Origin of the sequence: Amycolatopsis sp. NBC_00355, assembly GCF_036104975.1 — a bacterium.
GTDB lineage: Bacteria > Actinomycetota > Actinomycetes > Mycobacteriales > Pseudonocardiaceae > Amycolatopsis.
In genome coordinates this window covers 9,318,378-9,342,465 of the sequence record NZ_CP107982.1, presented here as the reverse complement: position 1 = coordinate 9,342,465, position 24,088 = coordinate 9,318,378, and the positions used below count along the sequence as shown (strand labels likewise).

The following is a 24,088-nucleotide window of genomic DNA, read 5'->3' as shown; positions in this document are numbered from 1 at the left end:
ATGCCGCGTGGAGGCCGTAGCATCCGAGCACGGCCCGTGACGACCGCATTACCCGGCCCCGCCGCAACGGCGGGGCGCCCGCGCGAGCGGGCGTACAGGCGATAAGGAGCCTGCGATGGCCCAGGAGAACACTTCCACCGGTACCCCGGCCCCGCACCCGGTGCCGCACGCGCTGCACACCGGGCACGCCGCACCGCCCGTGCCGCCCGCCGAGCCCACCCCGTCCACCTGGGGCCGGGTCGACGAAGAGGGCACTGTCTACGTCATCACCGCCGAGGGCGAACGCGCCGTCGGCGTCTGGCAGGCAGGCAGCCCCGACGAGGGCCTGGTGCACTACGCCCGCCGCTTCGACGACGTGCGGACCGAGGTCGAGCTGCTGGAGACGCGCCTGGCCTCGGGCGCCGGCGACCCGAAGCACGCGCTCTCGAGCGCCACGCAGCTGCGCGACGGGCTGGCCGAGTCGTCCCTGGTCGGTGACCTGGCCGCCCTGGGCGCGCGCCTGGAGTACGTCATCGGGCACGCCGAGAAGGCCCTGGCCAGCGCGAAGCTGGAGCGTGAGGAAGCCCGCGCCGCGGCCGTCACCCGGAAGCAGGAGCTGGCGGAGGAAGCCGAGAAGATCGCCGCCGACTCCACCCAGTGGAAGGCGGCCGGCGACCGGCTGCGCGCGATCCTGGACGAGTGGAAGACGGTCAAGGGCGTCGACCGCAAGACCGACGACGAGCTGTGGAAGCGGTTCTCCAAGGCCCGCGAGGGCTTCAACCGGCGGCGTGGCTCCCACTTCGCCGAGCTGGACAAGCAGCGCGCCTCGGCCAAGACGCGCAAGGAAGAGCTCATCGCCGAGGCCGAGGCCATCAGCGAGTCCGACGACTGGGGCGACACCGCCGGTCGTTACAAGGACCTGATGACCGAGTGGAAGGCCGCCGGCCGGGCGCCGAAGGACAGCGACGAGGCCCTCTGGCAGCGCTTCCGCGCCGCGCAGGACAAGTTCTTCGCCCGCCGGTCCGCGGTCTTCACCGAGCGCGACGCCGAGTTCTCGACCAACGCGTCCCGCAAGGAGGAGCTGCTGGTCGAGGCCGAGAAGATCGACGCCGCCTCGAACCTCGAAGCCGCGAAGAACGCACTGCGCAAGATCCAGGAGCAGTGGGACGAGATCGGCAAGGTCCCGCGCGAGCGCATCCGCGAGCTGGACGGCCGGCTGAAGGCCGTCCAGGACTCGGTGAAGTCGGCCGAGGACTCCCGCTGGCGCCGCACGGACCCGGAGGCGCAGGCCCGGGCCGCGCAGTTCCGCGAGCGCGTCGAGCAGTTCGAGAGCCAGGCCGAAAAGGCGCGCGCGGCGGGCGACGAGCGCCGCGCGAAGAAGGCCGACGAGCAGGCCGCGCAGTGGCGCGAGTGGCTGCAGGCCGCGGAGGCGGCCATCGCCGACCGCTGAGCCAGGCTGGAAGTGCCGTGAATGGCACATCGAGGGACTTGAAGTCCCTCGATGTGCCATTCACGGTTTTCGGGCACGCGGACGGTCAGCGCGTCACCTGAAGGGGTCGGGTGTCCGGCACGGCCGGGGGTCTTCCGGCGCTTTTCCGCCGCCCGGGTGCTGCACTTCGATCATGAAGCCATCGAACCTCGGGTCCGCACTGGTCATCGCCTGCGCCGTCGCGCTCGCGGCCCCCACTGTCGCTCTCGCGGCCACCGGCCCGGCCCCGGCCGCCGTCCAAGGCAAGAAGCACAAGGCCAAGCTCGAGGCGAAGGCCGAGAAGAACCGCGTCAAGGTCGGCGAGGAGACGAAGATCAAGGGCTCGTTCGCCGACCTCGGCGGGCAGGAGTCCGTCTCCGGCGGCGAGCCGGTGGTCGTCCAGCAGCTCAAGGGCGGCGTCTGGGTCGACCTGACCACCGGGACCTGCAAGCCCAACGGCGTCTTCAAGTTCAGCGTGAGCTTCAAGATCCGCGCGAACGTCACGCTGCGGGTGTTCCACCCGGAGACCGAGCTCTACGTCGGTGTCGTGTCGGGCCTGATCGGGATCGTGGTGCTCTAGGAGCGCGAAAAGGCCGTGCGCATCCACTGGACGGCGAGGCAGATCATCGCGATCCAGGCGATGATCAGGCCGGCGCCGGGCCCGCCACCGGCCGCGCCGGGGGCGTGGGACGACTGCTGCGACCAGATGGCGAGGAGGCCGTCCACCGAGGCGAACCAGCCGCCGGCGGCGCAGACCCAGGCCAGCCACCAGCGGCGCGTCACCAGCGCGAGCGCGGACGCGACAACGCCGACGGCGGTCGACGTCGCGGCGAACAGCTGCGGGATGCCGCCCCCTTCGCCGGCCAGCACCTGCCAGCCGGCGTGGTCGCCGACCCACGGCAGCAGCAGGCAGCCGAGCAGCACGAACGTGAACACGGCGATGGTGAACCCGCGCCGGCCGAGCTCGACCGTGCGGGACGCCTGCTGCCCGACCTCGTCGATCTCGGCGGCCAGCTCGTCCAGCTCGCCGGACTTCTGGGATTCGGTCACAACGCACACCCGCTCACCGGTTCGGGCCGGACCGCCGGGGCACCGAAGCCCGGCAGGCCCAGCGTGACGCCGTTGGTCTTGGGCCGCAGCCCCGCCTCGGCGTTGTCGCCCGCACGCGTCCGGCGGTGCGAGACCAGGTCCCCGTCGGCGACCATGTGGTGCGGCGCGCCGTAGGTGACGACCGTCTCGACGATGTCGCCGGGCCGCACCCCGCGATCGACATTCGCGCCCGTCGGCGCGAAATGCACCAGCCGGCCGTCGCGGCCGCGGCCGCTCATCCGGTGCGTCTCGGCGTCCTTGCGGCCCTCGCCGTCGGCGACGAGCAGCTCGACCCGGCGGCCGACGATCTTCTTGTTCTCGTCCCAGGAGATCTGGTTCTGCAGCTCGACCAGGCGCTCGTAGCGTTCCTGGACGACCTCCTTGGGCAGCTGGCCCGCCATCGTCGCGGCCGGCGTACCGGGGCGCTTCGAGTACTGGAAGGTGAACGCGCTGGAGAAGCGGGACTCGGCGACGACGTCCAGGGTCGCCTGGAAGTCCTCCTCGGTCTCGCCGGGGAAGCCGACGATGATGTCGGTGGTGATCGCCGCGTCGGGCATCGCCGCGCGGACCTCGTCGAGGACCTTCAGGTAGCGCGCGGAGCGGTAGGACCGCTTCATCTCGCGCAGCACCCGGTCGGACCCGGACTGCAGCGGCATGTGCAGCTGGTGGCAGACGTTCGGCGTCTCGGCCATCGCGTCGATGACGTCGGAGGTGAACGCCGCCGGGTGCGGCGAGGTGAACCGGACGCGCTCCAGGCCGTCGATCCCGCCGCAGGCGCGCAGCAGCTTGCCGAACGCCAGCCGATCGCCGAACTCGACGCCGTAGGAGTTCACGTTCTGGCCGAGCAGCGTGACTTCGAGCACGCCCTCGGCGACGAGCGCCTCGACCTCGGCGAGGATCTCGCCGGGGCGCCGGTCGCGTTCCTTGCCGCGCAGGGCGGGCACGATGCAGAAGGTGCAGGTGTTGTTGCAGCCGACCGAAACGGACACCCAGCTCGCGTAGGACGATTCGCGGCGCGCGGGCAGCGTCGAGGGGAACGTCTCGAGGGACTCGAGGATCTCGACCTCGGCCTCGGCGTTGTGCCGCGCGCGCTCCAGCAGCGTCGGCAGCGACCCGATGTTGTGCGTCCCGAACACGACGTCCACCCAGGGAGCCCGCTTGACGATCTCCCCGCGGTCCTTCTGCGCCAGGCACCCGCCGACGGCGATCTGCAGATCCGGGTTCGCGGTCTTGTCGGGCCGCAGGTGCCCGAGGGTGCCGTAGAGCTTGTTGTCCGCGTTCTCCCGGACGGCACAGGTGTTGAACACGATGAGGTCGGGCTTCGCCCCGCCGTCGACGGGCACGTACCCGGCCTCTTCGAGCTGCCCGGCGAGGCGCTCGGAGTCGTGGACGTTCATCTGGCAGCCGAAGGTGCGGATCTGGTACGCCCTGGGTGCCTGTGTCTCGGTCATCGCTGACCAGGGTAACCCCGGGGTCGGCGGGCCTTGCCCGGCGCCCGCCTCCGGTCCGCCGCCACGGCTCCCCCAGGCTTCGCAGTACGCCATGGCGCCCCACCGAACCGGCGACACTGGCATCGCTCGAAGCCAGTCACCAGGAACCGGCCACTCGAACCGGTCAGTACTCGACGCGGGTGCCCGCTCCCGTCTCCTGCGCGCGGGCGTACACGAACCGCGCCGCCGCCAGGTCCTGGATCGCCAGGCCCACCGACTCGAACACCGTGATCTCCTCCTCGGACTCGCGGCCGGGCGCCCGGCCCAGCAGGACGTCGCCCAGGGGTGTCAGGTCCACCGCCGCCCCCTCGCGAGCTGCGAATACGTAGTCGCCCGCTTCGTTGACCGCCGACTCCGGCGAGTCCACGAACACCCGGGCCGACGCCATCGTCGCCGTGTCCAGTTCGCGCGTGTGGGGGACGCACGAGCCGATCGCGTTCACGTGCGTTCCTGGCCGCAGCCACGCGTGCCGCAGCAGGGGTGAGACCGCGTTGGTCGCCGTGATCACGATGTCGGCTGACCGTGTCGCCTCCTCCGCGGAGGAGGCGACCACCACCGGCACGTCCAGCTCCGCCGACAGAGCCGCGCACCGGGCCCGGGCGTCCGAGCGGGTCACCACCCGGACCTGACGCAGCGGGCGGACCGCCGCCAGGGTGCGGATGTGGGCCGCGCCCTGGACGCCGAGGCCGAAGATCGTCACGTCTGTCGCGTCCGGGCGGGCCAGGGTCTCCGTGGCCACCGCCGTCACCGCCGGGGTGCGCAGCTCCGTCAGGACCGAGGCGTTCAGCAGCGCCAGGGCTTCTCCCGTCTCGCCGCTGAACAGGAGCATCGCGCCCTGGTGGGCGTCGAGACCGCGCGCTGTGTTGCCCTCGAACAGGCAGACGATCTTGACGCCGTAACCGTCGGCGCCGGTGTACGCCGGCATCATCGCCAGCAGGCCCGCCGCTCCCTCCGGGGCGACCACCGGCCGCAGCGGCTGGTGCGCGTCGCCCCGGGAGAGGGCCTTGAGGGCGTCGCGCATCGGGGCGAGGCCCTCCTTCGGCGGGAACGCCTCGCGGACGTCGGCGCCGGAAAGAACCAGCAGGGTCATCAGGCGGCCGTGCCGAACAGTTGCTCGTCCAGGCCCTCCGGCCGGACGGCTTCGGGGATCGAGCGGGTGTAGTAGTTCATCGTGACGACCGCGCGCAGGGCGTCGTCGGTGCGCAGCGGCTGGACGTAGTGCGGGTGGAAGCGCGCGTCGAAGAAGAACAACTGGCCTCGCCGCGGGTAGATGACGGCGGCGTCTTCGTCCACTTCGGACACGTCGCGGGCGTGGCGGTTGCGGGAGACGACCAGGCCGCCGCCGGTCTCCTCGGTGCAGTCGGTCAGGTACAGCAGGCCTTCCACCGGGTTGCTGTCCACGTGGCACGGGTAGCGCATGGTGACGCCGCGCTGCACGTTGAGGCTCAGCGCGCGGTTGGTCGTGCTCGTCAGTTCCAGGGGCTCGTCGGCGAGGCGCTCCCCCAGCTGCCGGAACCAGCCGGTGTAGAGCTCGTTCACCCACGGCGCCTGCTCGACGAGCACCGCGCCGTCGACGGACTCCAGCGGGATGACGGCGTCGGCGGTTTCGCGCGCGGTGGCCATCGTCGGGCGGAAGCTGCGGCGGGCCGCCTGCCGGCGCGCGACGTCCAGCAGCTCGTCGGTCCAGCCGGCGGGCAGCGTGCTGCCGACGTCGTAGATGTGCCAGTGGAACGGCAGGTCCCGCGGCGGGGTCCAGCCCGCGAACAGGCCGGCGGTGGGGTCGATCGTGGCCGACATGGTTCTCTCCTTCGGTCGAACCGTCCTCGGAAACTCTTCAGGGGACGCTCACGTGCGCTCGCAGCCGCGCGGCCACCTCGGCCGGCCGCTCGAACGGGAAGTGGTGGCCGCCGGGGAAGGCGGCCGGGTGGAACCCGGCGGCGGTGTAGCGGGCCCAGTCCCCGACCGCCGCCGGCGACGCCGAGGGGTCGTCGGCGCCGTGCCAGGCCAGCAGGTCGACCGGCAGCGGGTCGCCCGGCTCCGGCCGGTACTCCGCCACCAGGCGCAGGTCCGCGCGCAGGGTCGGCACGAACAGCGCGCGCATCGGCGAATGCCGCGCCGCGGGCTCGACGAGCCCGGCGGCGGCCAGCTCGCCGAGGAACTCGTCGTCGTCCGCCACCGCGACCAGCCGGGCGAACTCGCCGGCCGGGCTCGAGTGCGGGGGCCGGGCTCCGGCGACGACGACGAACTCGGGACGCGGCAAGGTGTCCCCGGCGCAGACCAGGCGCGCCATCTCGTAGGCGATCAGGCCGCCCATGCTGTGCCCGGCCAGCGCGTACCGGCCGTCACGAGGGATGCGTTCGACGAGCCGGGCGGCCACGCCGACGAGGCTCGACGCCGGGGTGTCGCGGCCGCGCGGGTTCAGCGGGCGGACCGTGATGTCCGGGGCGAGCGCGCCGGCCCACGGGCGGAAGGCCCGGGGCGAGCCGCCGGCGCCCGGCACGCAGAGCAGTTCCACGAGTCCCTCCCCTACTTGTGCAGGCTGCCGGCCGTGACCGGGTGCACGGTCAGCTCGCCGGGGCGCTCGTTGGGCGTCAGCAACGGGTACAGCGTCCGCCGGACGTCCTTTTCGGACAGTGTGCGGGTTTCGTCGACGTAGAGCGCCAGCTCCAGGGCCCCGGCGTTTTCGTCCGCGGGCGGCGTGACGATCGCGCGCAGGACGCCGTCCAGGGACTCCGCCGCTTTGCGGACCGAAGACAGCGAAACCTTGTCGCCGCGCACGATCGCGAAGTCCGAGATCCGCCCGCTGAGCCACAGGTAGCCGTCGTCGTCGAGGCGGCCGACGTCCCCGGTGGCGATGGTGTCCGCCGCGACGAGCTTGCCGCGCGACACACCCCCTTCGACGCCGACCTTGGCCCGGTACACCGTGTCGGCGGTGACCAGGACCTCCTGCTCGTCCGGGCCGCGGCCGGCGTCGCGCAGGCCCAGCCGGACGCCGTCGATCGGGGTCCCGGCCGAGGCGTACCGGGCCGGCGGCTCGCGGTGCGCGGCCAGCGTCGACACCCGCGGCCCGGCCTCGGTGAGCCCGTAGGTCAGGTAGAGCTCCAGGTCCGGGTTCGCGGCGAGCAGCCGGGCCGTGCGGGCCGGGTCGAGCGCGTGGCCGCCGACGCCGAGCGCCCGCAGGCCGCGCGGCAGCCGGCCGCCGTCGGCCTGCAGGTCGGCGACGAGCAGCGGGGTCAGCGCGGACACGGTGACGTCGTGGGCGGTGACGACGTCGCGGTAGCCGGCCGGGGTGAACGGCGGGCCGGTGACGACCAGCGACGCGCCCGTGACAAGGCCCGCGATGACCTGCGCGACCAGCGCGTACGAGTAGTGCATCGGCAGCGTGATCAGCATCCGGTCGGCCGGCCCGAGCCCGATGCTGCGGGCGTGCCGCGTGGCGTTGCGCCGCAGCGCCGCGACGTCGTGCAGGCAGCCGGTGGCCATCCCGGACGTGCCGGAGGTCAGCAGGATCGCCTGCCCGGGCCGGTGCGTCCGCACCGAAGTGTCGTCCAGGCGGGTGACCGTCACCTGGTCGGTCTCGCCGCCGGGGCGGACCAGCGCCGTCGCGCCGAGCCGCCGGGCGGTCGCGCGCAGCCGTGACGCCGGGGTCGACGCCGCGAGCAGCGTGGGCACCAGCCCGGCGAGGACCAGCGCGAAGAACACCCGGATCAGCCGGGTGCCGTTGGGCAGCGCGACCAGCACGACGGAACCCGGGACGAAGCCGGCGGCGAACCGGTCGGCCAGCTCGCCGACTCCCGCGCAGTCGCCGGTGGCGCCCGGCCAGGTCGTGCGGGCGAGCAGGTCCTCGACCTCGCGCGCGGTGACGCCGGTGTTCACGCCGCCTCCAGGAGTTCGCAGGTGCCGCGGTGGGTGCCCGACCGGTCGACCTCGTGCGTCACGAGCAGCACCGCGGGCGCCGCGCCGGTCAGCCAGCGCCCGGCGAGCACGCGCGCGACGGGCAGGCCGTCGGACGGCGGCATCGTGAGCAGCAGGCTCGGCCCGTGCAGCCCGAACTGCAGGCAGCTCAGGCCGACGAGAGTCCCCGGGCTGGCCGCGACGAACCGCAGCGGCGAGACCGCGTGCTTGACGACTTCGGCGGCGACGCGCCGCAGCGTGTCGCCGGTGGCGTACTCGCTCACGCCCAGCACGCCGACGGGCTCGCGGTCGCCCGGCCAGTCCCGCAGGACCCGGCCGACGAGGTCGCACACCAGCCAGGCGGCCGGATCGGCGTAGCGGACCTGGGCCCCGGCCGGCCGGGGCGCGTCCGGGGCGCGGACCCCGGTGGCGATCGGCTCAGGCATCGTCCCCCCGTTCGAACAGCAGGCACGTGTTGAACCCGCCGAACCCGAGGGTCAGGCTGATCCCGAAGTCGCCGTCGACGGCGTGCGGGACGTCCCGGGCGACCGGCAGCCGCAGCTCCGGCATCGGCCGGGTCAGGCCGAGGACCGGCGGCACGGTCCGGTCGCGCAGGGCCAGCAGCAGGGTGATCGCCTCGACGACGCCGGTCGCGCCCAGCGAGTGCCCGAGCGCGCCCTTCGTCGCGAACACCACCGGCGGCCGCGGCAGGTCGCCGAACAGCCCGGACAGGCAGGCGGCTTCGGCCTGGTCGTTCAGGACCGTCGCGGTGCCGTGGGCGTTCACCACGGCGACGTCGGCCAGGGGCCGCTCCGCCAGCTCGGCGCAGCGGCGGACGGCCCGCGCGGCGGCTTCGCCGTCGGCCTTCGGCGCGGTCATCCCGGCCGCGTCGTTGGTGGAACCCCAGCCCCGCAGGAACCCGAGCGGGCGGGCGCCGCGACGCCGCGCGGACTCCAGCCGCTCGAGGACGACGCAGCCCGCGCCGTCACCGGGCAGCATCCCGGAGCGGTCGGCGTCGAACGCGCGGTGCGTCGACGGCGACAGCGTGCCGAGCACCGAATGTCCCAGCCGCTTGCCGTCGGTCAGCAGGTCGACGCCGCCGGCGACGACGACGTCGGCGTACCCGGCCCCCAGCAGTTCGGCCGCGACGGCGATGGCGTCGGACCCCGACGAGCACGCCGTGGACAGCGAAACCGGCGGCCGGGTCAGCCCGAGCCGTTTGCCGGCTTCGGCGACCCAGTCGTGCAGTGAGCCGGGGTCCGCGTCGTCGATGTGCGGGCCCAGGCTGGTGCCGAGCACCAGGACCGGATCGGCCTCTTCGGCGCGCAAGCCGGCGTCGCGCAACGCGGCTTCGGCGGTGGCCGTGGCGAGTTCGACGTGCCGCTCCCGCGGGCCGCCGTCGGCCGGCCCGTCCGGCAGCAGGCCCGCGACGAAGCTGCGCAGCACATTCGCGCCGGGCACCAGCTGCAGGCCGGACCGCCCGGCGAGCAGGCCTTCCCACACCTCGTCCCGGCCCGCGCCGAGCGAGGTGTGCCACGCGGTCCCGGTCACGCAGAGCGTCCGGTCCGACCTCAGCACGGGACCTGCTCGACGACCGCGAACGCGTTGGTGCCCCCGATCCCGGCCGACATGACCCCGGCGCGGCGCGGCCCGGCGGTCGCCCAGTCCCGGCCCTCGGGCAGGATCGAGAACCGGTCGCCGCCCGCGGTCAGCTCTTCGATCGCCTCGGTGGTGTTCGGGGTGGCGGGCAGGAACCCGTGCTCCACCGCGAACGCCGTCTTGATCAGGGCGGCCAGCCCGGCCGCGGTGTCGGTGTGCCCGATGCTGGCCTTGACCGACCCGACGGCCAGGGGCTGTCCGGCGGAGCCGAGGGCCTCGGTCAGCGCGGTGGCCTCGATCTGGTCGTTGACCGGGATGCCGACGCCGTGCGCCTCGACGTACCCGAGGTCCGCGCCGGTCACCCCCGCGCCGGCCAGAGCCTGGTCGACCACGCGGATCTTGCCCTCGACGCCGGGGATCGTGAAGCCGGCCTTCTGCTTGCCGTCGTTGTCGACGGCGGTCGAGCGGATCACGGCGTGGATCGGGTCGCCGTCGGCCAGCGCGTCGTCGAGCCGGCGCAGCAGCACCGCCCCGACGCCGTCGCCGGGGACGGTGCCGGTCGACGCACGGTCGAACGGCCGGCAGATGCCCTCGCTCGAGTAGATGCCGTTCGGCGTGTACTCGTAGGTGCCGTCGGTGTCCATCACCGCGACACCGCCCGCGAACGCGTAGTCGCTCGCGCCCAGCAGCAGGCTCTGGCAGGCCAGGTGCACCACGACGAGCCCGGTCGCGCACGAGGCGTCGATCATGATGCTTTCGGCGCGCAGGTCGTGGAAGTAGGAGAAGTGCGGGCCGGCGAACGTGGCGTCGCGGTCCACAGTGGACTCGAAGGTGCCCCGCTCGACGTGCTTGGTGCGCGCCACCCCGGCGTAGACGGCGGTCGTGTCGCCGATGTCCGACAGCCGCACGCCGGCGTCCTCGGCCGCGGCCCACATCGCCTCGTAGAGCATGCCGTGCTGCGGGTCGCGCTCGGCGGTCTCGCTCGTGTAGCCGACCAGGCCGGCGTCGTAGAGGTCGCGGTCCGGGATGTAGCCCCACGCGGCGATGTCGCGCGGGCCGTCCCCCGGCGGCACGGGCGCGCCGCGGGTGAAGCGGTCGCGCCCGGCCCGGAGGTTGGCCCAGAACTGCGTGGCGCTCGCGGCCCCGGCGTACCGGCAGCCCACCCCGACGATCGCGATCGCGTCGGCTCCCCGCGTTCGGCTCATGCCGCGCTCTCCATTTCGTCGAAGGTCTCGGGCACGGGTTCCGCCTGCTCGGCGGGCAGTGTCCGGCGCAGGCTCAGCACCAGGAGCGTCGCGACGGCGCTGAGCACGATCATCACGACGACGAACACGGCCCCGGAGCCGAACGACAGCAGTGCGCCCGCCAGGGCCGGGCCGATCACGGCACTGGTGGACAACGTGATCGAGAACAGGGCGTTCGCCCGGCCCCGCAGGTCTTCGCCGACGGCGTTGTTCAGCAACGTCGTGAGCAGCGGGACGACCAGGGACTCCCCGATGGACAACAGGATCACCGCGACCGTGGCCAGCACCAGTGCTGTCGTGCCGTCGTGGCGCCCGGCCAGCAGCACGAACGCCCAGCAGGCCGCGAACATCACGCCGCTGGCGCCGACCAGCAGCGTCCGGGAGAACCGTTCGAGGTGTGGCATCACGGCGAACTGCACGACCGCGCAGAGGATGATGTTGACGGCGAAGGCGAACGACAGCCCGCTCGCGGTGATGGCACCGGTCTGGGTCAGGTAACCCGGGAGGCCGGCGCGGAACTGGCCGAAGGACACCAGCCCGGACAGCAGCAGCACGGCCAGCAGCGCCAGCAGGCTCGGCGAGCGCAGGACGGCCCGGTAGGTGCCGCGGACGGCGCCGGCCCGCTTCCGCTCGGCCTGGTGCGCCCGGTTCGGCAGCACCCGCACGGTCGCGACGGCCATCACGAAGAACGTCGCCGCGTCGATCGAGTACATCAGGAAGTACCGGCCGACCGGGCTGAGGAACGCCAGCGCGGCGAACACCCCGCCGAGGATCACGCCGATCCCCATCGCGACGTTCAGCACGCCGTAGTCCGCCGAATACGCGGTTTCGCGCTGGTCGGTGCTCGTGGTCGCGCCGTACGCCGAGCGTACGGCGGTGCCGACGCCGCTGATCCCGAAGCCGAACACCACCGCGGCGGCGACGGCGACCCAGGCCTGCCCGGCGAAGGCGAACAGGAGCGTGCCGACGCCGGCGTTGACGTTGGCCAGCGGCACGACGACGTTGTAGGGCAGCCGGTCGAGCAGCGCGCCGTAGGCGAGGCCGCCGAACACCGCGGCGAACGCCTGGATGGCGAGGGTCGCGGCGGGCACCCAGGTGGGCAGGTGCCGGACCTCGGTGAGGTAGATCCAGAGGAACGGCATCACCATGCCCGCGCCCAGCGCGCTGATCCCGTTGGTGGCGATCAGCCAGCGCGCGGCCCGCGACAACGCGGCGATCCGGCTCAGGCCCTTCATGCCGCGTTCGCCTCCAGCCGAGCGGTCAGCGCGGCGACGAGCGTCGCCACGGTCTGGTGGTCGAAGAGCATCCGGACCGGCAGCCGGGTGCCGACCTCGCGGCCGAGCGCCGCCATCACCCGCGTCGCGCCGAGCGAGTTGCCGCCGACCGAGAAGTAGAAGTCGTCGTCGGTGAACCGGTCGTGGCCCAGCACGCGGACCCAGGTCCGGCGGACCAGGTCGGCGAGGTCGGGCTGCGGGTGCGGAGTGGTCACGGCTGGGCTTCCTTCTCTTCGGACTTCTCGGCGAGGTGTGCAGCGAGACGGCGTGGGGTGGGGTGGCCGTAGAGGTCCCGGATGCCGACCGTCAGGCCGGCGTCCCGGAGAGCGGCCAGGGTTTTCGCGGCCAGCAGGGAGTTGCCGCCACTGTCGAAGAAATGGTCGTCCGGGCCGATCGTCCCGCCGAGCACCGCTCGCCACGCGGCCAGGACGACGTCTCCGTCTTCGGCCGGGGCCGCCGAGTGGGTACCGCCGAGGACCGGCTCGGGCAGGGCGGCTTCGTCGAGCTTTCCGTTGACCGTCAAGGGAAGCGCGGGCACCGCGGTGAACGTCGAGGGCACCATGTACTCGGGCAGCAACGCGGCCGCGCGGGTCCGCAAGGCGTCCGGGGTGCCGTCCGTGAGGACGACGTAGGCGTCGAGGCGGGCTTCGGCGGTGCCCGGGGCGGCGAGGACGACCGCGGCCGCGACGACGCCGGGCTCGGCCAGCAGGACCTTGCGGATCTCGTCCGGCTCGATCCGGTAGCCGCGCAGCTTGACCTGGCTGTCGAGGCGGCCGAGGTGCTCCAGGCGGCCGTCCGGCAGCAGGCGGCCGAGATCGCCGCTCAGGTAGACCCGGCGGCCGGCCAAGGTGACGAACCGTTCGGCCGTCAGCTCCGGACGGCCGAGGTAGCCGTGGGCCAGCCCGGCGCCGCCGACGGCGATTTCGCCCGGCACGCCCGGGGGCAACGGCCGGTGGCGCGCGTCGACGACCTGGACGTCCCAGCCCGGGATGGCGTGGCCGACCGAACGTGAACCGGCCAGCGCGTCCGCGCGGGTCACCGTCTGCGCGGTGACGTGCACCGTGGTTTCGGTGATGCCGAACATGTTCACCAGCCGGCAGCGCGTCTGCGGGTACCGGTCGAACCACGGCAGCAGCGCGAACGCGTCGAGCGGCTCGCCGCCGAAGATCACCAGGCGCAGCGGGAGGTCGTCGGAGCGCCGCAGCTGCGTCTCGATCACCTGCGCGAAGCTCGACGGCGTCTGGCTGAGGACCGTGACGCGCTCGTCCCGCAGCAGCGCGGCGAACTCGTCCGGCGAGCGCCGCGTCCACTCAGGCACGACGACCAGGCGGCCGCCGGTGAGCAGGCAGCCCCAGATCTCCCAGACCGAGAAGTCGAACGCCACGGAGTGGAACCACGTCCAGACGTCGGTGCCGGCCAGGCCGAACCCGTCCGCGGTCCCCGTGACCAGGTCCACGACGTTGCGGTGCGGGACGACGACGCCCTTGGGCCGCCCGGTCGAGCCGGACGTGTAGATCACGTAAGCCGGGTCGTCGGGGCCGGCCAGCCCGGCCGGCACTTCGCCGTCGGCCGGCAGCTCCGCCGACGTCACCGCGGGCACCCCGGGCAGGCGTCCCGCCGCGGCCTCGTCGGTGACGACCAGCGCGAGCCCGGCGTCGCCGGCGATGTAGGCCAGGCGCCCGTCGGGGTAGGCCGGGTCGAGCGGGACGTACACCGCGCCCGCCCGCAGCACCCCGAGCAGCAGCGCGACGAGGCCGGCGCCGCGTTCGTGCACGATCCCGACCCGGTCGCCGGGCCGGATCCCGCGCTCCCGCAGGCCGGCGGCGAACCGCTCCGCCCGCCCGGCCAGGTCCGCGTAACCGAACCGGCCGTCCTCACCGGACACCGCGGGGGCGCCGGCGCGTCGAAGAGCCTGCTCGGCGAAGACGTCCGTGATCGTGCGCGGGCTCCCGGCGGCCACCAGCGGCGGCGGCGCGGCACCGGTTTCGAGGGCGATGTCGGCGAGTGGCCGGTCCTGGTCCCCGGTCCGCAGCTCCGTGAGGACGGCGGTGAGGTGCCGCCCGAGCTGCGCGGCCGCCCACGGCGCGACGGCGTCTTCGGCGAACCGCGCCGTCGCCCGCCCCCCGGTGACCTGCACGGTCAGCGGGTACGGCGCCCGCTGGTCCTCGACGACGCCGACCGTGGGCAGGTCGCGCGTCGACCCGGCCGGCGCGGTGGCCGCGTGCTTGCGGAACACCCCGGCCGGCTGGTCCTCGTCGACCGTGATCAGCGTGGCGCCACCGGACACGCCGACGGCCAGCGTCGCGGCGCGCGCGTAGCGGCCGAACACCAGGCCGAGCGCGGCGAGCACATCGGCGGGCCCGGCCGCGCCCAGGTCCACAGTGGACGCGCTCGACGTCCCGGCCAGGTGCGCCAGCGGATCCCGGACGGCCGCGACGTCCGGCAGCGGGGCGAGGGGCGCCGGCCCGGTCACGACCGCGCCTGTTCGCCGGCCAGCGTCCGCTCCAGCAGCGCCACCAGGGGCCGCCACCGCTCGACCAGGTACATGTGGCCGCCCGGGATCTCGGCGGTCGTGCAGCCCGCCGAGGTCACCTCGGCCCAGCGGGCGGCCGCCGCCGCGGACACCAGCTCGTCGGCGTCGCCGCGGACCGCGACGATCGGGAACCCGACCCCGGTCTCCTCCGCGGGCCGGTGGGTCTCGTCGACCGCGATGTCGCCCCGCAGCGCGGGCAGCAGCAGCTCGCGCAGGTCCGGGTCGTCCATCGCGGGGTGGCGGTAGCCGGCCAGCTCGGCCACGGCGATCACGAACTCGTCGTCGGGCAGCCCGGCGATCGGTGCCGGCCGCGGGATTCCGGGCCGCTCCGCGCCGCTGGCGAACAGCGTCAGCTCCACGGCCGGCCGTTCGCGCGCCACCAGCCGGGCGACCTCGTAGGCGACCCGCGCGCCGAAGGAGTGCCCGAAGACACCCACCCGTCCGGCGTCGCCGACTTCGCGCAGGACGTCGTCGGCGATCGCGTCCAGCAGCGCCGCCATGGTGGTCGCCGGGGTCTCGGCGAACCGCCGTTCCTTGCCGGGCAGCTCGACGGCGGTGAACCGCAGCGCCGTCGCCGCGGCCGGCCACGCCTGGAAGAAGCTCGGTCCCGCCCCCGCGGGCGGGAAACACAGCACAGGTACGCCGGTCGTCATCGTGCCTCCCTCACTCGAACCGGTTGCCCTCGGCGATGAACGCGGACGCGGCGGCCGAGGCGGCGCGGAACCCGGCCGCGGTCGTGCCTTCGACCCACACGTTCTGCAGCCGCCCGTGCAGGCCGGTCCGGTAGTCGGTCACGTCGCCGACCACGCGGCGGGGGTCGACCCGCCACACCCCGGGCACCCGCAGCAGCGCGGCGGGATCGGCGAGCGCGGTGATCCGGCGGGCGGCCACCGGGGCCTGGGTGAACAGGCAGGACGCGTAGCCGGTGGTGACCACCGGGCGGCGCTCGGCCTTGCCGACGGCCACCTCCAGCGCCAGCCGCACCGGGTTCAGGTCGCTGACACGCGGCACGATCGACGACAGGAACCCGCCGAGCCGGCCGTTGACCTCGATCAGCCGCGGTCCGGTGGCGGTGTTCTTGAACTCCATGTGCGCCAGGCCCGTCGTGACGCCCAGCGCGGTCAGGATCTCGCCGGCCCGCTCGATCGCGAGCCGCTGGGTCTCCCACGGCAGCAGCGACGGCCCGGTCATCCCGCTGTCGCGCAGCGGCGGGAGCAGCGGGTAGCGGTCCGAGAGCCAGAACGCCCAGTGGTCACCTTCGCCCAGGGTGGCCACCTCGACCGAGAAGTGGTCGCCGAGCCAGTCCCCCTCGGGGTGCGGGACGCCGATCAGGCGCTCCTCCAGCAACCACGTCTGCCCGGCGTCGCCGGCCGCCGCGGCCAGGGCCGCGCGCAACGCGGCCTCGTCGTCGACGGGGAAGATGTTGAAGCTTCCGTTGCCCCGCACCGGTTTCAGCACCGCGGGGAAGCCGACGGCCGCGATCGCGGCGGCCGGCCCGGCTTCGTCGGTGAAGGACGCGGCCCGCACGCCGAGCCCGGTGCCGGCAAGGATCGCGCGCTGGACGTCCTTGCGCGTCACCGCTTCGGCGGTCGCCTCGTCGTGGTAGGGCAGGTCCAGCCGGGCGGCCACCGCGGCGACGAGCGGGATCAGCTCGTCCTCCACGGTCAGCACGCCGTCGACCTCGAGGGCGGCCAGGGCGGCGGCGATCGTGGCGGCGTCCTGCCCGGCGGCGTCGACGACTTCGGCCAGGTCGGCGAGGCCGTCCCGCTCGTCGGCGGACCAGGGCCGCCCGCCCGCGTTGACGACGACCAGGTCGCACCAGTCCGCCGCCGCGTCGAGCAGGTCCGGCAACGCGGACGCGTCGGCCGATTCGAACACCGCCACCTTGGTCATGACCCGGGCTCCCGCCGCTTCGCGTATTTGCGGGTCTCGCCGTCGGAACCGAGGAACGCGAACCCGGTCTTCTCCAGCACCCGCCGCGACGGCAGGTGCCCTTCGTCGGTTTCGGCGCGCACCGCGGTGACGCCGGGCTGGTCGAACGTCCAGGTCAGCAGCGCTTCGACGACCTCGGTGGCCAGGCCGCGGCCTTGGAACGCCTCGATCAGGCCGTAGCCGATCTCGGCCTCCCCCGCCGCGTCGGGCGCGGAGTGGAAGCCGACGTCGCCGACGGCGAGCCCGGACTCGTGGTCCACGACCTGGTAGAGGCCGAAGCCCGGCCGGTAGGCGTCGGCGGTGACCATCCGCAGCACGAGCTTCGCGCCGCCGACCGTCCCGTCGAACGGGTAACCGGGCGCCCAGGCCCACTTCCCCGCGCCGGGTTCGCCGGCGAGGATCGCGCGGACCTCGTCGAACGGGACCTCCCGCAGCGTGGTCCGCGCCGTCGTCAGGACCGTGAGCGGGGCCGGGGGTTTCGTTTCCTGCGTCATGCCGCCTCTTCTTCAGGGGCCACCGCGCTCATCGCGCGGTAGACCGCGGTGTTCTGCAACCACAGCTTCGGGAACAGGGGGCGCACGGCGAGCCGTTCCAGGTCGGAGATGGAGCGCCCGCGCATGCTCCGCGGCCGGTCGCCGTCGTCCTGGTCCTCCTCGGCGGCGACCGGCTGGCCCCCGAGCATCTGCCAGACGAGGTTGATGTGGACCTGCTTCCACTCGAGGACCTGCGTGTCGAACCGCTGGAGGCCGGTCATCACCTCGGCGAGCTGCATCGTGGCCGGCGCCGCCGACGTGTCCGGGCCGGTCGCCTCGACGAGGTCGGCCATCGTGACGCCGGCGGCGGTGACGGCGGCCTCGAACGCCGCCCACACGGCGTGCGCGGCGCGCCGGACGTTGCGCGACCCGGGCGACGCGAGACCGGAGGCCGCCCCGGCCAGGTCCTTGCGCATCTGCAGGAACGACACCTGCGAAAGGGAGTTCGTCATCACGCGCAGGCATTCGACGGTCAGCCCGGCGGTGTCGGCGCAGCGGACGAGGTGCCGGGTGGCCATGATCGGGTCGCCCTTCGCGAGGGACCCGGTCAGGTCGCACAGGCTGTGGTGCACGGCGACCCAGCAGTACTCGGTCAGCAGGTGCAGGATCTGGAAGAAGCGGTGGTCGGAGTGCAGCAGTTCGTCTTCGGGAATCAGCGCCGAGAGCGCGGCGGTCAGCCGGAGCTCGGTCTCGTAACCACTGCCGCGGTCGAATTCGTACCGCAGGCGCGGATTCGATTGGGACGGATTGAGCGTCCGGACCTCGCGGTCGCCCTCTTCGCCTTCCCACCGCACCACGAAACGACCCCCAAAGTGTGACTATGACAGGACTGCCGTCCTTGTGCCTCACAGTGGCAGTCACCGGCCGACTACAGCAACCAAAACGAAAGGTGTCTCAAATCACAGCATTTTTGAATATCTTATCGGCCGCACCGGGCGCGCTCGCGAGAATACGCAGAAATGGAGAAGGGCGGTTCCCGACGAGTCGCTAACGTCGAATCCGGCAGCGGTCCGGGGGCACCCGGGCCCGACGGGTGGTGCGTAGTGGGGGCGAGAGTGCCGGAGACGAACGAGGCCACGTACATCGCCGTGGTGAACGGCGAAGAGCAGTACTCGGTGTGGCCCGCCGGGCTCGATCTCCCGGCGGGCTGGGAGGCCGCCGGGTTCACCGGCACCGAGGAGGCCTGCCTCGACCACGTCGCCGGGACGTGGCGCGACATCACGCCGCGCTCGGTCCGCCGGTCCGCATGAGCCGGCACGCGGTCCTCGGCGCCGGCGGGGTCGGGCTCGCGCTCGCCGCCGCCCTCGCCCGCGGCGGCGAAGACGTCACCCTCCTGCTGCGACCGGCCGCCCTCGCGCGGTACGGCGGCGTGGTCGGCGTTCAGCAGGGACTCCGCGCGGGCTTCACCGTCGCGGTCCCGGCCGGCACGCGCCTGACCGAGCCCGCCGACGTGCTGTGGGTCTGCGTCAAGCACCCCGACCTGCCCGGCGCGCTGACCGGCGTGGCCGCCGACGTCGGCGTCGTCGTCCCGCTGCTCAACGGCACCGGGCACCTGCCGCCGCTGCGGGACCGCTTCGGCGACCGCGTGATCGCGGGCGCGATCCGGATCGAAGCCACGCGCACCGCCGTCGGCGAGGTCCGCCAGGATTCCCTTTTCACCGAGATCGAGCTGGCCGGGGCGCCCGAGGTCGTCGTCAAGGCGCTGGCCGCGGCCGGGATCGGCTGCACCGACGGCGGCTCCGAAGCCGACGTGCTCTGGCGCAAGCTCACCCTGCTCGCGCCGCTCGCGCTCGCCACGACGTGCGCCGCTGGGCCGCTCGACGCCGTCCGCGCCGACGAGGACCTGACCCGGCTGATGCTCGCGTGCGCGGACGAAGCGTGCGCAGCCGGCCGGGCCGAAGGTGCCCGGCTGGACCGCGGCCGCGTCCTGCGCGCGCTCACCCGCGCGCCCGGCCGGACCCGCACGTCGCTGCAGCGCGACGTCGAACGCGGCGCGCCGGGCGAGCTCGACGCGATCGCCGGCCCGGTCCGGGAAGCCGGGGCCCGGCACGGAATCCCGACCCCGGCCACCGACGAGCTCGTGCGCCGGGCCCGCCACGACGCGGGCACGCCGTTGCCCGCCGGAACCCGAGAGTGAGGCAAGCGCCCATGTCCCCGAAAGCCGTCCTGGAAAACACCTTGCGCGAGATCCTGGTCGCCGACCTGTACGTCGACGTCCCGGCCGACGGCATCCACGCCGACGACAGCCTGCAGGAGACGCTCGGGCTCGACTCGCTCGGTTTCGTCGAGCTGCGCGCCCGCTGCGAGCAGCAGTTCGGCGTGCCCATCTCCGACACCGACTTCACGCCGGTGAACTTCCGGTCCATCAGCACGATCGCCGACTTCGTCGTGCGGCGCCAGGCGACCGACTGACCGGCTTCCGCCACACGAAAGGAACCCCGTGATCGAGACGCGCAGGCCCGCGACGGCCGAGCAGACCGAGGTGTGGCTCGCCATGCAGCGGGAACCGGAGTCCGCCCGGTTCACCATCCCGCTGGACCTCGAGTTCACCCCCGGCGTCGACGTCGCGGCGTTGCGGATCGCGCTCGGCGACCTCGTCGAGCGGCATCCGAACCTGCGCAGCGCGTTCGTCGCCGACAGCGGTGAGCTGGTGCAGGTGGTGCACCACCGCCCGCCCGTCCCGTTCGTCGAGCACCGGCGTCCCGGCCGCTACGACCGGGCCGCGGCGCTGGAGTGGGCCGCGGCGATCGCCGCCCAGCCGTTCGACCTCGGTTCCGCGCCGCTGGTGCGGGGCACGCTCCTGCACGCCGACGACGGCGCGTTGTTCGTGCTGGCCGTGCACCACGTCGTGTCCGACGGCTGGTCGCAGGGCATCGTGGCGCGGGACCTGGTGCACGCCTACCGGGAGCGCGTCGCCGGGCGGCTGCCGTGGGACGCGCCGCTGGCGATCGCCGAGTCCGCTGAGTCCGCTGAGTCCACTGAGTCCACTGTGGATGTTCCGGACAGCGAGCTGACCGCGTACTGGTCGGGGCTGCTGGCCGACCAGCCGCCGTCGCTCGCGCCGATTGCGGACCGCAACCGCCCCGGCTCGGTGCCGGGCCCGGCCGGTTTCCGCGAGGCCGTGCTGACCGAGGACGTCCTCGAGCGCGTCCGCGCGGTGGCCCGGGAGCGGCTGGCCTCGCCCGCGACGGTCGTGCTGAGCGCGTGGCTGACCCTGCTGCACGCGTGGAGCGCCGGCGCGGACGGCACCACCGGCATGCTGTTCGCGGCGCGCACGCCCGACGACGAAGAGCGCGTCGACCTGCTGGCCCGGGTGCTGCCGGTCCGCAGCAGGCTCGACTTCACCGAGTCCTTCGGCACGCTGGTCGACCGCGTGCGCGACCAGGTGCTCGACTCGCTCGAGCACTCGGCCGTCCCGTCCGCGCGGCTGCGCGACATCCGCCGCGACGGCGGCGCGTCCCTCATCGACAACAGCGTCTTCATGTACTTCCCGGAGCAGGAGCTGTCCTGGACCGAAGGCGACACGACGATCCGGGTCGTCGAACACGAGACCACCGCGGGGAAGTACGACCTGTCGCTGGCGGCGCTGGAAGGCGAGGCGCACATCCGGCTGCGCGTCGACCACGACACGCTGGTGTACCGCGACAGCACCGCCGAGGTGCTGCTGGCCCAGCTCGTCAAGCTCCTCACCGACGCCGTCGCCGATCCCGGCGCGACCTGCGGCGCGCTCGTCGCCGCCAGCGACCCGTTCGTGCCCGCCCGTCCGGTGACGGAGACCGCGCCGGTGAACCGGGTGCTGCTGCACGACATGGTGCGCCGCCAAGCCGAGCTGCGCCCGGACGCCGTGGCCGTGCGCTATCACGACGAAGTCCTCACCTACGCCGGCCTCGTCGCGCGCGCCGGCGCCGTCGCGAACTGGCTGCGTGCCGAAGGGCTCGGCGCCGAGTCGCTCGTGGCGCTGCTGCTGCCGCCGGGCCCGGCGTCGGTCGTGTTCTGGCTGGGCACGCTCATGGCGGGCGCGGCCTACCTGCCGCTCGACCCGGCCTACCCCGACGCCCAGCTGCAGATGGTGATCGACGACGCCCGGCCGCGGCTGGTCGTCGGCGCGCCCGGGTTCGTCGAGCGCGTGCGGCTGCCGAAGTGCCCGATCTACCTCGTCGACGAGGCCCTGGCCGAGGCCGCGCGCCACCCGGGCACCCCGCCGGAGGTGGCGATCGACCCGGCGACGGCGTTCAACGTGCTCTACACGTCCGGGTCCACGGGCCGGCCGAAGGGCGTCGTCTGGCCGCACGCCGGGTTCATCCGGCTGCTCGACCGCCCCGACTTCGTGCCGCTGCACCACACCGACGTCGTCTCCCAGCTCTCGCCGCTGAACTTCGACGGCGCGACGTACGAGGTCTGGGGCGCCCTCACCCACGGCGCGGAGCTGGTGATCTTCGACAAGGAGCTGACGCTGAGCCCGCCGGAGCTGCGGACGGCGTTCCGCGAGCGCGGGATCACCACGCTGATCGTCTCGTCGCCGCTGCTCAACCGGCTGATCGAGGACGTGCCGGACCTGTTCCCCGGCCTGCGCCGGGTGTACTTCGGCGGCGAGATCGTGTCGGTGCCGCACCTGGAGAAGGCGCTGCGCTGGAGCGCGCCGGGCACGATGCTGCACAGTTACGGGCCGACGGAGAACTCGTTCACCACGACGTGGACGCCGATCACGGAGATCGAGGAGAACGCGCGGACGCTGTCGATCGGCCGGGTCGTCCCGGAGACCGACGGTTACGTCGTGTTCGACCACACCACGATGCGCCAGGCGCCCCGGGGAGTGCCGGGTGAGCTGCTGCTGGGCGGCACCGGCGTCACGCGCGGCTACCTCGGCAACCCGCGCGAGACGGCGCGGCGGTTCATCCCCGACCCCTATTCGGGGGTGCCCGGCGCGCGGCTGTACCGCACGGGCGACCGGGTGCGCTGGCTGCCGGACGGCCGGCTGGAGTTCATCGGCCGCAACGACAACCAGGTCAAGATCCGCAGCCAGCGCGTCGAGCTGGGCGAGGTCGAGTCGGCCCTCGCCGCGCACGCGTCGGTCGAGGCGGCGTTCGTGACGGTGTGCTTGAACAGCCGCAAGGAGAAGGAGATCGCGGCGTACGTCGTGCTCGGCGCGGGCGGCACGGTCGAGGAGCTGCGCCGGCACGCGCGGGAGGTGCTGCCGGTGTTCGCGGTGCCGCGGTACCTGGTTCCGCTGGACCGGATGCCGTTGACGCCGAACGGAAAGATCGACCGGCGCCGGCTGCCCGAGGCGGTCGACGCTCCCGCCGCTCCCGCTCGTGTTCCCGCTCCGGCCGCGGCCGCCGTGGTTCCGGCGGCCGAGTCCACTGTGGACCTGGTGCGGGCGGCGTGGGCGGAGCTGCTGGAGCACGACACGTTCGCGATGGACGACAACTTCTTCGACGTCGGCGGCCATTCGCTGATCCTGGTGAAGCTGCAGGCGAATCTGAGGTCGCGGTTCACGACGGCCCCGTCGATCGGCGAACTGCTGCGGCACACGACGGTACGGGCACAGGTGGCGCTGCTGGCGAACGTCACGCCGGTGGATCGCCCGGCCACGGCCGTCTCCTCCGCTGTCGCGCCGGCGTCCACCACTCCCGCGACTCTCGTATCGAGCGGCGCTCAGCGGGAATCCGCAGCTGCTCCGGCCGCCGCCGCGGAGGTCCCGGCTGAGTCGGCGGCCGGCGGCGCTCAGGCTGTCGGCGCAGCCGCATCCGAGCCGGCAACCGGCGGCAGCCAGGTCATCGCGGTGTCGGCGGCGTCCGAGACGGCGACCGGCGACAGCCAGGTCATCGCGGTCTCAGCCGCATCCGAGCCGATGGCCGGCGGCACGCAGGTCACCGCGGTGTCGGCGGCGTCCGAGCCGATGGCCGACGGCAGCCAGGTCATCGCGGCGTCCGAGCCGGCGACCGGCGGCAGCCAGGTGATCGCCGTGTCGGCGGCGTCCGAGGCGGCGCTGGCCGAGGCTCGGCGACGGCTGGCCGACCACCTGACCACGGCCCCCGACGTCGACCTCGCGCAGGTCGCGGCCACCCTGGACCGCGGCCGCGAACGCTTCCCGCACCGGTTCGCCGTCGTGGCCACCGACCCCGCCACCGCGGCGGCCGCCCTGCGCGCCGGCGCGCTGAGCACCGGCCCCGTGGCGGCCGGCGTGGTCGACCGCACCCGGCCCGTCCGGCTGGTGTTCGCGTTCGGCGCCGGCGCGGGCTCGTCGGCCCGGACGTTCGCCGCCCAGCACGCGCTCGTCACGCAGCTCACCGGCCACGGCGCGGCACCCGATGTCGTGACGGGCTCCGGAGCAGGTCACCTGACAGCGGCCGTAGCCGCCGGAGTCCTGACCCGCGCCGACGGCCTGCGCCTGGCCACGGCACTCGACAACCCCGGCACCCTCGCCGCGGCGCTCGAGGCGGTCACGTTCACACCTCCCGCCGTCGCCCTGGCCGCCCCGGACGGCGTCACCCCGGCGGGCCGCCCCCTCGACACCCGGCTGTGGGCCAAGCACCTCACCTACCCGGCCGAGGCGACGGAACTGCTGGCCACCGCAACAGGCGGCCGCCCGGCAGTGGTCGTCGACCTGGGTGGCGACGAGTTCCTGGCCGCGGCGTCCACCCGCCCGGAACTGACGGCCGTGTCGAGCACCGGTCCGACGGCTCTGGCCCAGCTCTGGTGCAGCGGCGTCGAGATCAGGCTGACCGACCCCCGGACCGGGCGAGTTCGCCTCCCGGGCTACCCGTTCGCCCGCCCCGGCACCACAACCCCGGCGGCGACCCCGTCCGCAGAGCGCGTCCGCGCGACGCTGACAGCGGCTTGGCAAAACCTCGCCGGCGAACAGGACACGTTCCCCCCGGACCGCGTACCGCAGCTGCACCACCGCCTGCGGCTGGCCTTCGACCGGGTCCCGGACACGGCGGCCCTGTCGGCAACCGGGGACTTCGACGGCCTCGCGAACCTGCTCACGGAAACCGTGACGGCGTTGACTCCCACGGTGCTGCCCCTCGACTGACCCCGCGCAGTCGGTCG

At 73.8% G+C, this 24,088-nt stretch carries 22 protein-coding genes; 6 read left to right on the top strand and 16 right to left on the bottom strand.

The genetic code is table 11. The features are described 5' to 3' along the window. Window positions 1–115 precede the first annotated feature (115 nt). Together OHS18_RS43440 and OHS18_RS43435 are read left to right on the top strand one after the other, a co-directional pair. Window positions 116–1,429, top strand: coding sequence for a DUF349 domain-containing protein (locus tag OHS18_RS43440; protein WP_328614727.1), 1,314 nt, complete (start codon window positions 116–118; stop codon window positions 1,427–1,429). A 172-nt stretch (window positions 1,430–1,601) separates the two neighbouring features. Further along, window positions 1,602–2,027 carry a hypothetical protein gene (locus OHS18_RS43435; RefSeq protein WP_328614726.1) on the top strand — a complete coding sequence of 142 codons (426 nt, stop codon included), beginning with the start codon at window positions 1,602–1,604 and terminating at the stop codon, window positions 2,025–2,027. Here OHS18_RS43435 and OHS18_RS43430 read toward each other — a convergent pair. From OHS18_RS43430 to OHS18_RS43355, 16 genes are all read right to left on the bottom strand, one after another. Then, on the bottom strand, window positions 2,024–2,497 hold the full coding sequence (locus OHS18_RS43430; protein ID WP_326954966.1) for an Rv2732c family membrane protein: 474 nt from the start codon (window positions 2,495–2,497) through the stop codon (window positions 2,024–2,026). The two genes, OHS18_RS43435 and OHS18_RS43430, sit on opposite strands and share 4 nt — an antisense overlap. Continuing rightward, a complete protein-coding gene (gene miaB, locus OHS18_RS43425; RefSeq protein WP_328614725.1) occupies window positions 2,494–3,987 on the bottom strand; it encodes a tRNA (N6-isopentenyl adenosine(37)-C2)-methylthiotransferase MiaB in 1,494 nt (497 codons plus the stop codon). The genes OHS18_RS43430 and miaB overlap by 4 nt, the downstream gene beginning before the upstream one ends. Before the next feature lie 163 nt (window positions 3,988–4,150). Next, window positions 4,151–5,116 (bottom strand): ornithine cyclodeaminase family protein, encoded by a 966-nt coding sequence (locus OHS18_RS43420; RefSeq protein ID WP_328614724.1) that lies wholly within the window; start codon window positions 5,114–5,116, stop codon window positions 4,151–4,153. Then, complete coding sequence (locus OHS18_RS43415) at window positions 5,116–5,823, bottom strand: 2OG-Fe(II) oxygenase family protein (protein ID WP_328614723.1); 708 nt, start codon at window positions 5,821–5,823, stop codon at window positions 5,116–5,118. Before OHS18_RS43415 ends, OHS18_RS43420 begins: the two co-directional genes overlap by 1 nt. A 37-nt stretch (window positions 5,824–5,860) precedes the next feature. After that, window positions 5,861–6,541 (bottom strand): thioesterase II family protein, encoded by a 681-nt coding sequence (locus OHS18_RS43410; RefSeq protein WP_328614722.1) that lies wholly within the window; start codon window positions 6,539–6,541, stop codon window positions 5,861–5,863. An 11-nt stretch (window positions 6,542–6,552) separates the two neighbouring features. Continuing rightward, window positions 6,553–7,902 carry a class I adenylate-forming enzyme family protein gene (locus OHS18_RS43405; protein WP_328614721.1) on the bottom strand — a complete coding sequence of 450 codons (1,350 nt, stop codon included), beginning with the start codon at window positions 7,900–7,902 and terminating at the stop codon, window positions 6,553–6,555. Continuing rightward, window positions 7,899–8,366 carry a hypothetical protein gene (locus OHS18_RS43400; RefSeq protein ID WP_328442889.1) on the bottom strand — a complete coding sequence of 156 codons (468 nt, stop codon included), beginning with the start codon at window positions 8,364–8,366 and terminating at the stop codon, window positions 7,899–7,901. The genes OHS18_RS43405 and OHS18_RS43400 overlap by 4 nt, the downstream gene beginning before the upstream one ends. Next, window positions 8,359–9,498: a beta-ketoacyl-[acyl-carrier-protein] synthase family protein gene (locus OHS18_RS43395; RefSeq protein WP_328614720.1), complete on the bottom strand. Its 1,140-nt coding sequence runs from the start codon at window positions 9,496–9,498 to the stop codon at window positions 8,359–8,361. Before OHS18_RS43395 ends, OHS18_RS43400 begins: the two co-directional genes overlap by 8 nt. Then, window positions 9,492–10,724 carry a beta-ketoacyl [acyl carrier protein] synthase domain-containing protein gene (locus OHS18_RS43390; protein ID WP_328614719.1) on the bottom strand — a complete coding sequence of 411 codons (1,233 nt, stop codon included), beginning with the start codon at window positions 10,722–10,724 and terminating at the stop codon, window positions 9,492–9,494. Before OHS18_RS43390 ends, OHS18_RS43395 begins: the two co-directional genes overlap by 7 nt. Then, window positions 10,721–11,998: an MFS transporter gene (locus OHS18_RS43385; RefSeq protein ID WP_328614718.1), complete on the bottom strand. Its 1,278-nt coding sequence runs from the start codon at window positions 11,996–11,998 to the stop codon at window positions 10,721–10,723. The genes OHS18_RS43390 and OHS18_RS43385 overlap by 4 nt, the downstream gene beginning before the upstream one ends. Beyond that, window positions 11,995–12,252 carry an acyl carrier protein gene (locus OHS18_RS43380; RefSeq protein ID WP_328442893.1) on the bottom strand — a complete coding sequence of 86 codons (258 nt, stop codon included), beginning with the start codon at window positions 12,250–12,252 and terminating at the stop codon, window positions 11,995–11,997. Before OHS18_RS43380 ends, OHS18_RS43385 begins: the two co-directional genes overlap by 4 nt. Beyond that, entirely contained in the window at window positions 12,249–14,510 is a 2,262-nt protein-coding gene (locus tag OHS18_RS43375) for a non-ribosomal peptide synthetase (protein WP_328614717.1), read from the bottom strand. Before OHS18_RS43375 ends, OHS18_RS43380 begins: the two co-directional genes overlap by 4 nt. After that, on the bottom strand, window positions 14,507–15,223 hold the full coding sequence (locus OHS18_RS43370) for a thioesterase II family protein (protein WP_328614716.1): 717 nt from the start codon (window positions 15,221–15,223) through the stop codon (window positions 14,507–14,509). Before OHS18_RS43370 ends, OHS18_RS43375 begins: the two co-directional genes overlap by 4 nt. Before the next feature lie 10 nt (window positions 15,224–15,233). Next, window positions 15,234–16,463 carry an ATP-grasp domain-containing protein gene (locus tag OHS18_RS43365; protein WP_328614715.1) on the bottom strand — a complete coding sequence of 410 codons (1,230 nt, stop codon included), beginning with the start codon at window positions 16,461–16,463 and terminating at the stop codon, window positions 15,234–15,236. Next, window positions 16,460–16,996 (bottom strand): GNAT family N-acetyltransferase, encoded by a 537-nt coding sequence (locus OHS18_RS43360; protein WP_328614714.1) that lies wholly within the window; start codon window positions 16,994–16,996, stop codon window positions 16,460–16,462. Before OHS18_RS43360 ends, OHS18_RS43365 begins: the two co-directional genes overlap by 4 nt. Continuing rightward, window positions 16,993–17,832, bottom strand: coding sequence for a hypothetical protein (locus OHS18_RS43355; protein ID WP_328614713.1), 840 nt, complete (start codon window positions 17,830–17,832; stop codon window positions 16,993–16,995). Before OHS18_RS43355 ends, OHS18_RS43360 begins: the two co-directional genes overlap by 4 nt. Before the next feature lie 258 nt (window positions 17,833–18,090). Here OHS18_RS43355 and OHS18_RS43350 point away from each other — a divergent pair, with 258 nt between their 5' ends. The 4 genes from OHS18_RS43350 to OHS18_RS43335 are packed head-to-tail and all read left to right on the top strand — an operon-like array spanning window position 18,091 to window position 24,071. Further along, a complete protein-coding gene (locus tag OHS18_RS43350; protein WP_328442899.1) occupies window positions 18,091–18,285 on the top strand; it encodes an MbtH family protein in 195 nt (64 codons plus the stop codon). Further along, window positions 18,282–19,172 (top strand): ketopantoate reductase family protein, encoded by an 891-nt coding sequence (locus OHS18_RS43345; RefSeq protein ID WP_328614712.1) that lies wholly within the window; start codon window positions 18,282–18,284, stop codon window positions 19,170–19,172. Before OHS18_RS43350 ends, OHS18_RS43345 begins: the two co-directional genes overlap by 4 nt. A gap of 11 nt (window positions 19,173–19,183) precedes the next feature. Beyond that, window positions 19,184–19,447, top strand: a complete 264-nt coding sequence (locus OHS18_RS43340) for an acyl carrier protein (protein ID WP_328442901.1) — start codon at window positions 19,184–19,186, stop codon at window positions 19,445–19,447. A 28-nt stretch (window positions 19,448–19,475) separates the two neighbouring features. Continuing rightward, on the top strand, window positions 19,476–24,071 hold the full coding sequence (locus OHS18_RS43335; RefSeq protein WP_328614711.1) for a non-ribosomal peptide synthetase: 4,596 nt from the start codon (window positions 19,476–19,478) through the stop codon (window positions 24,069–24,071). Window positions 24,072–24,088: the final 17 nt, after the last annotated feature.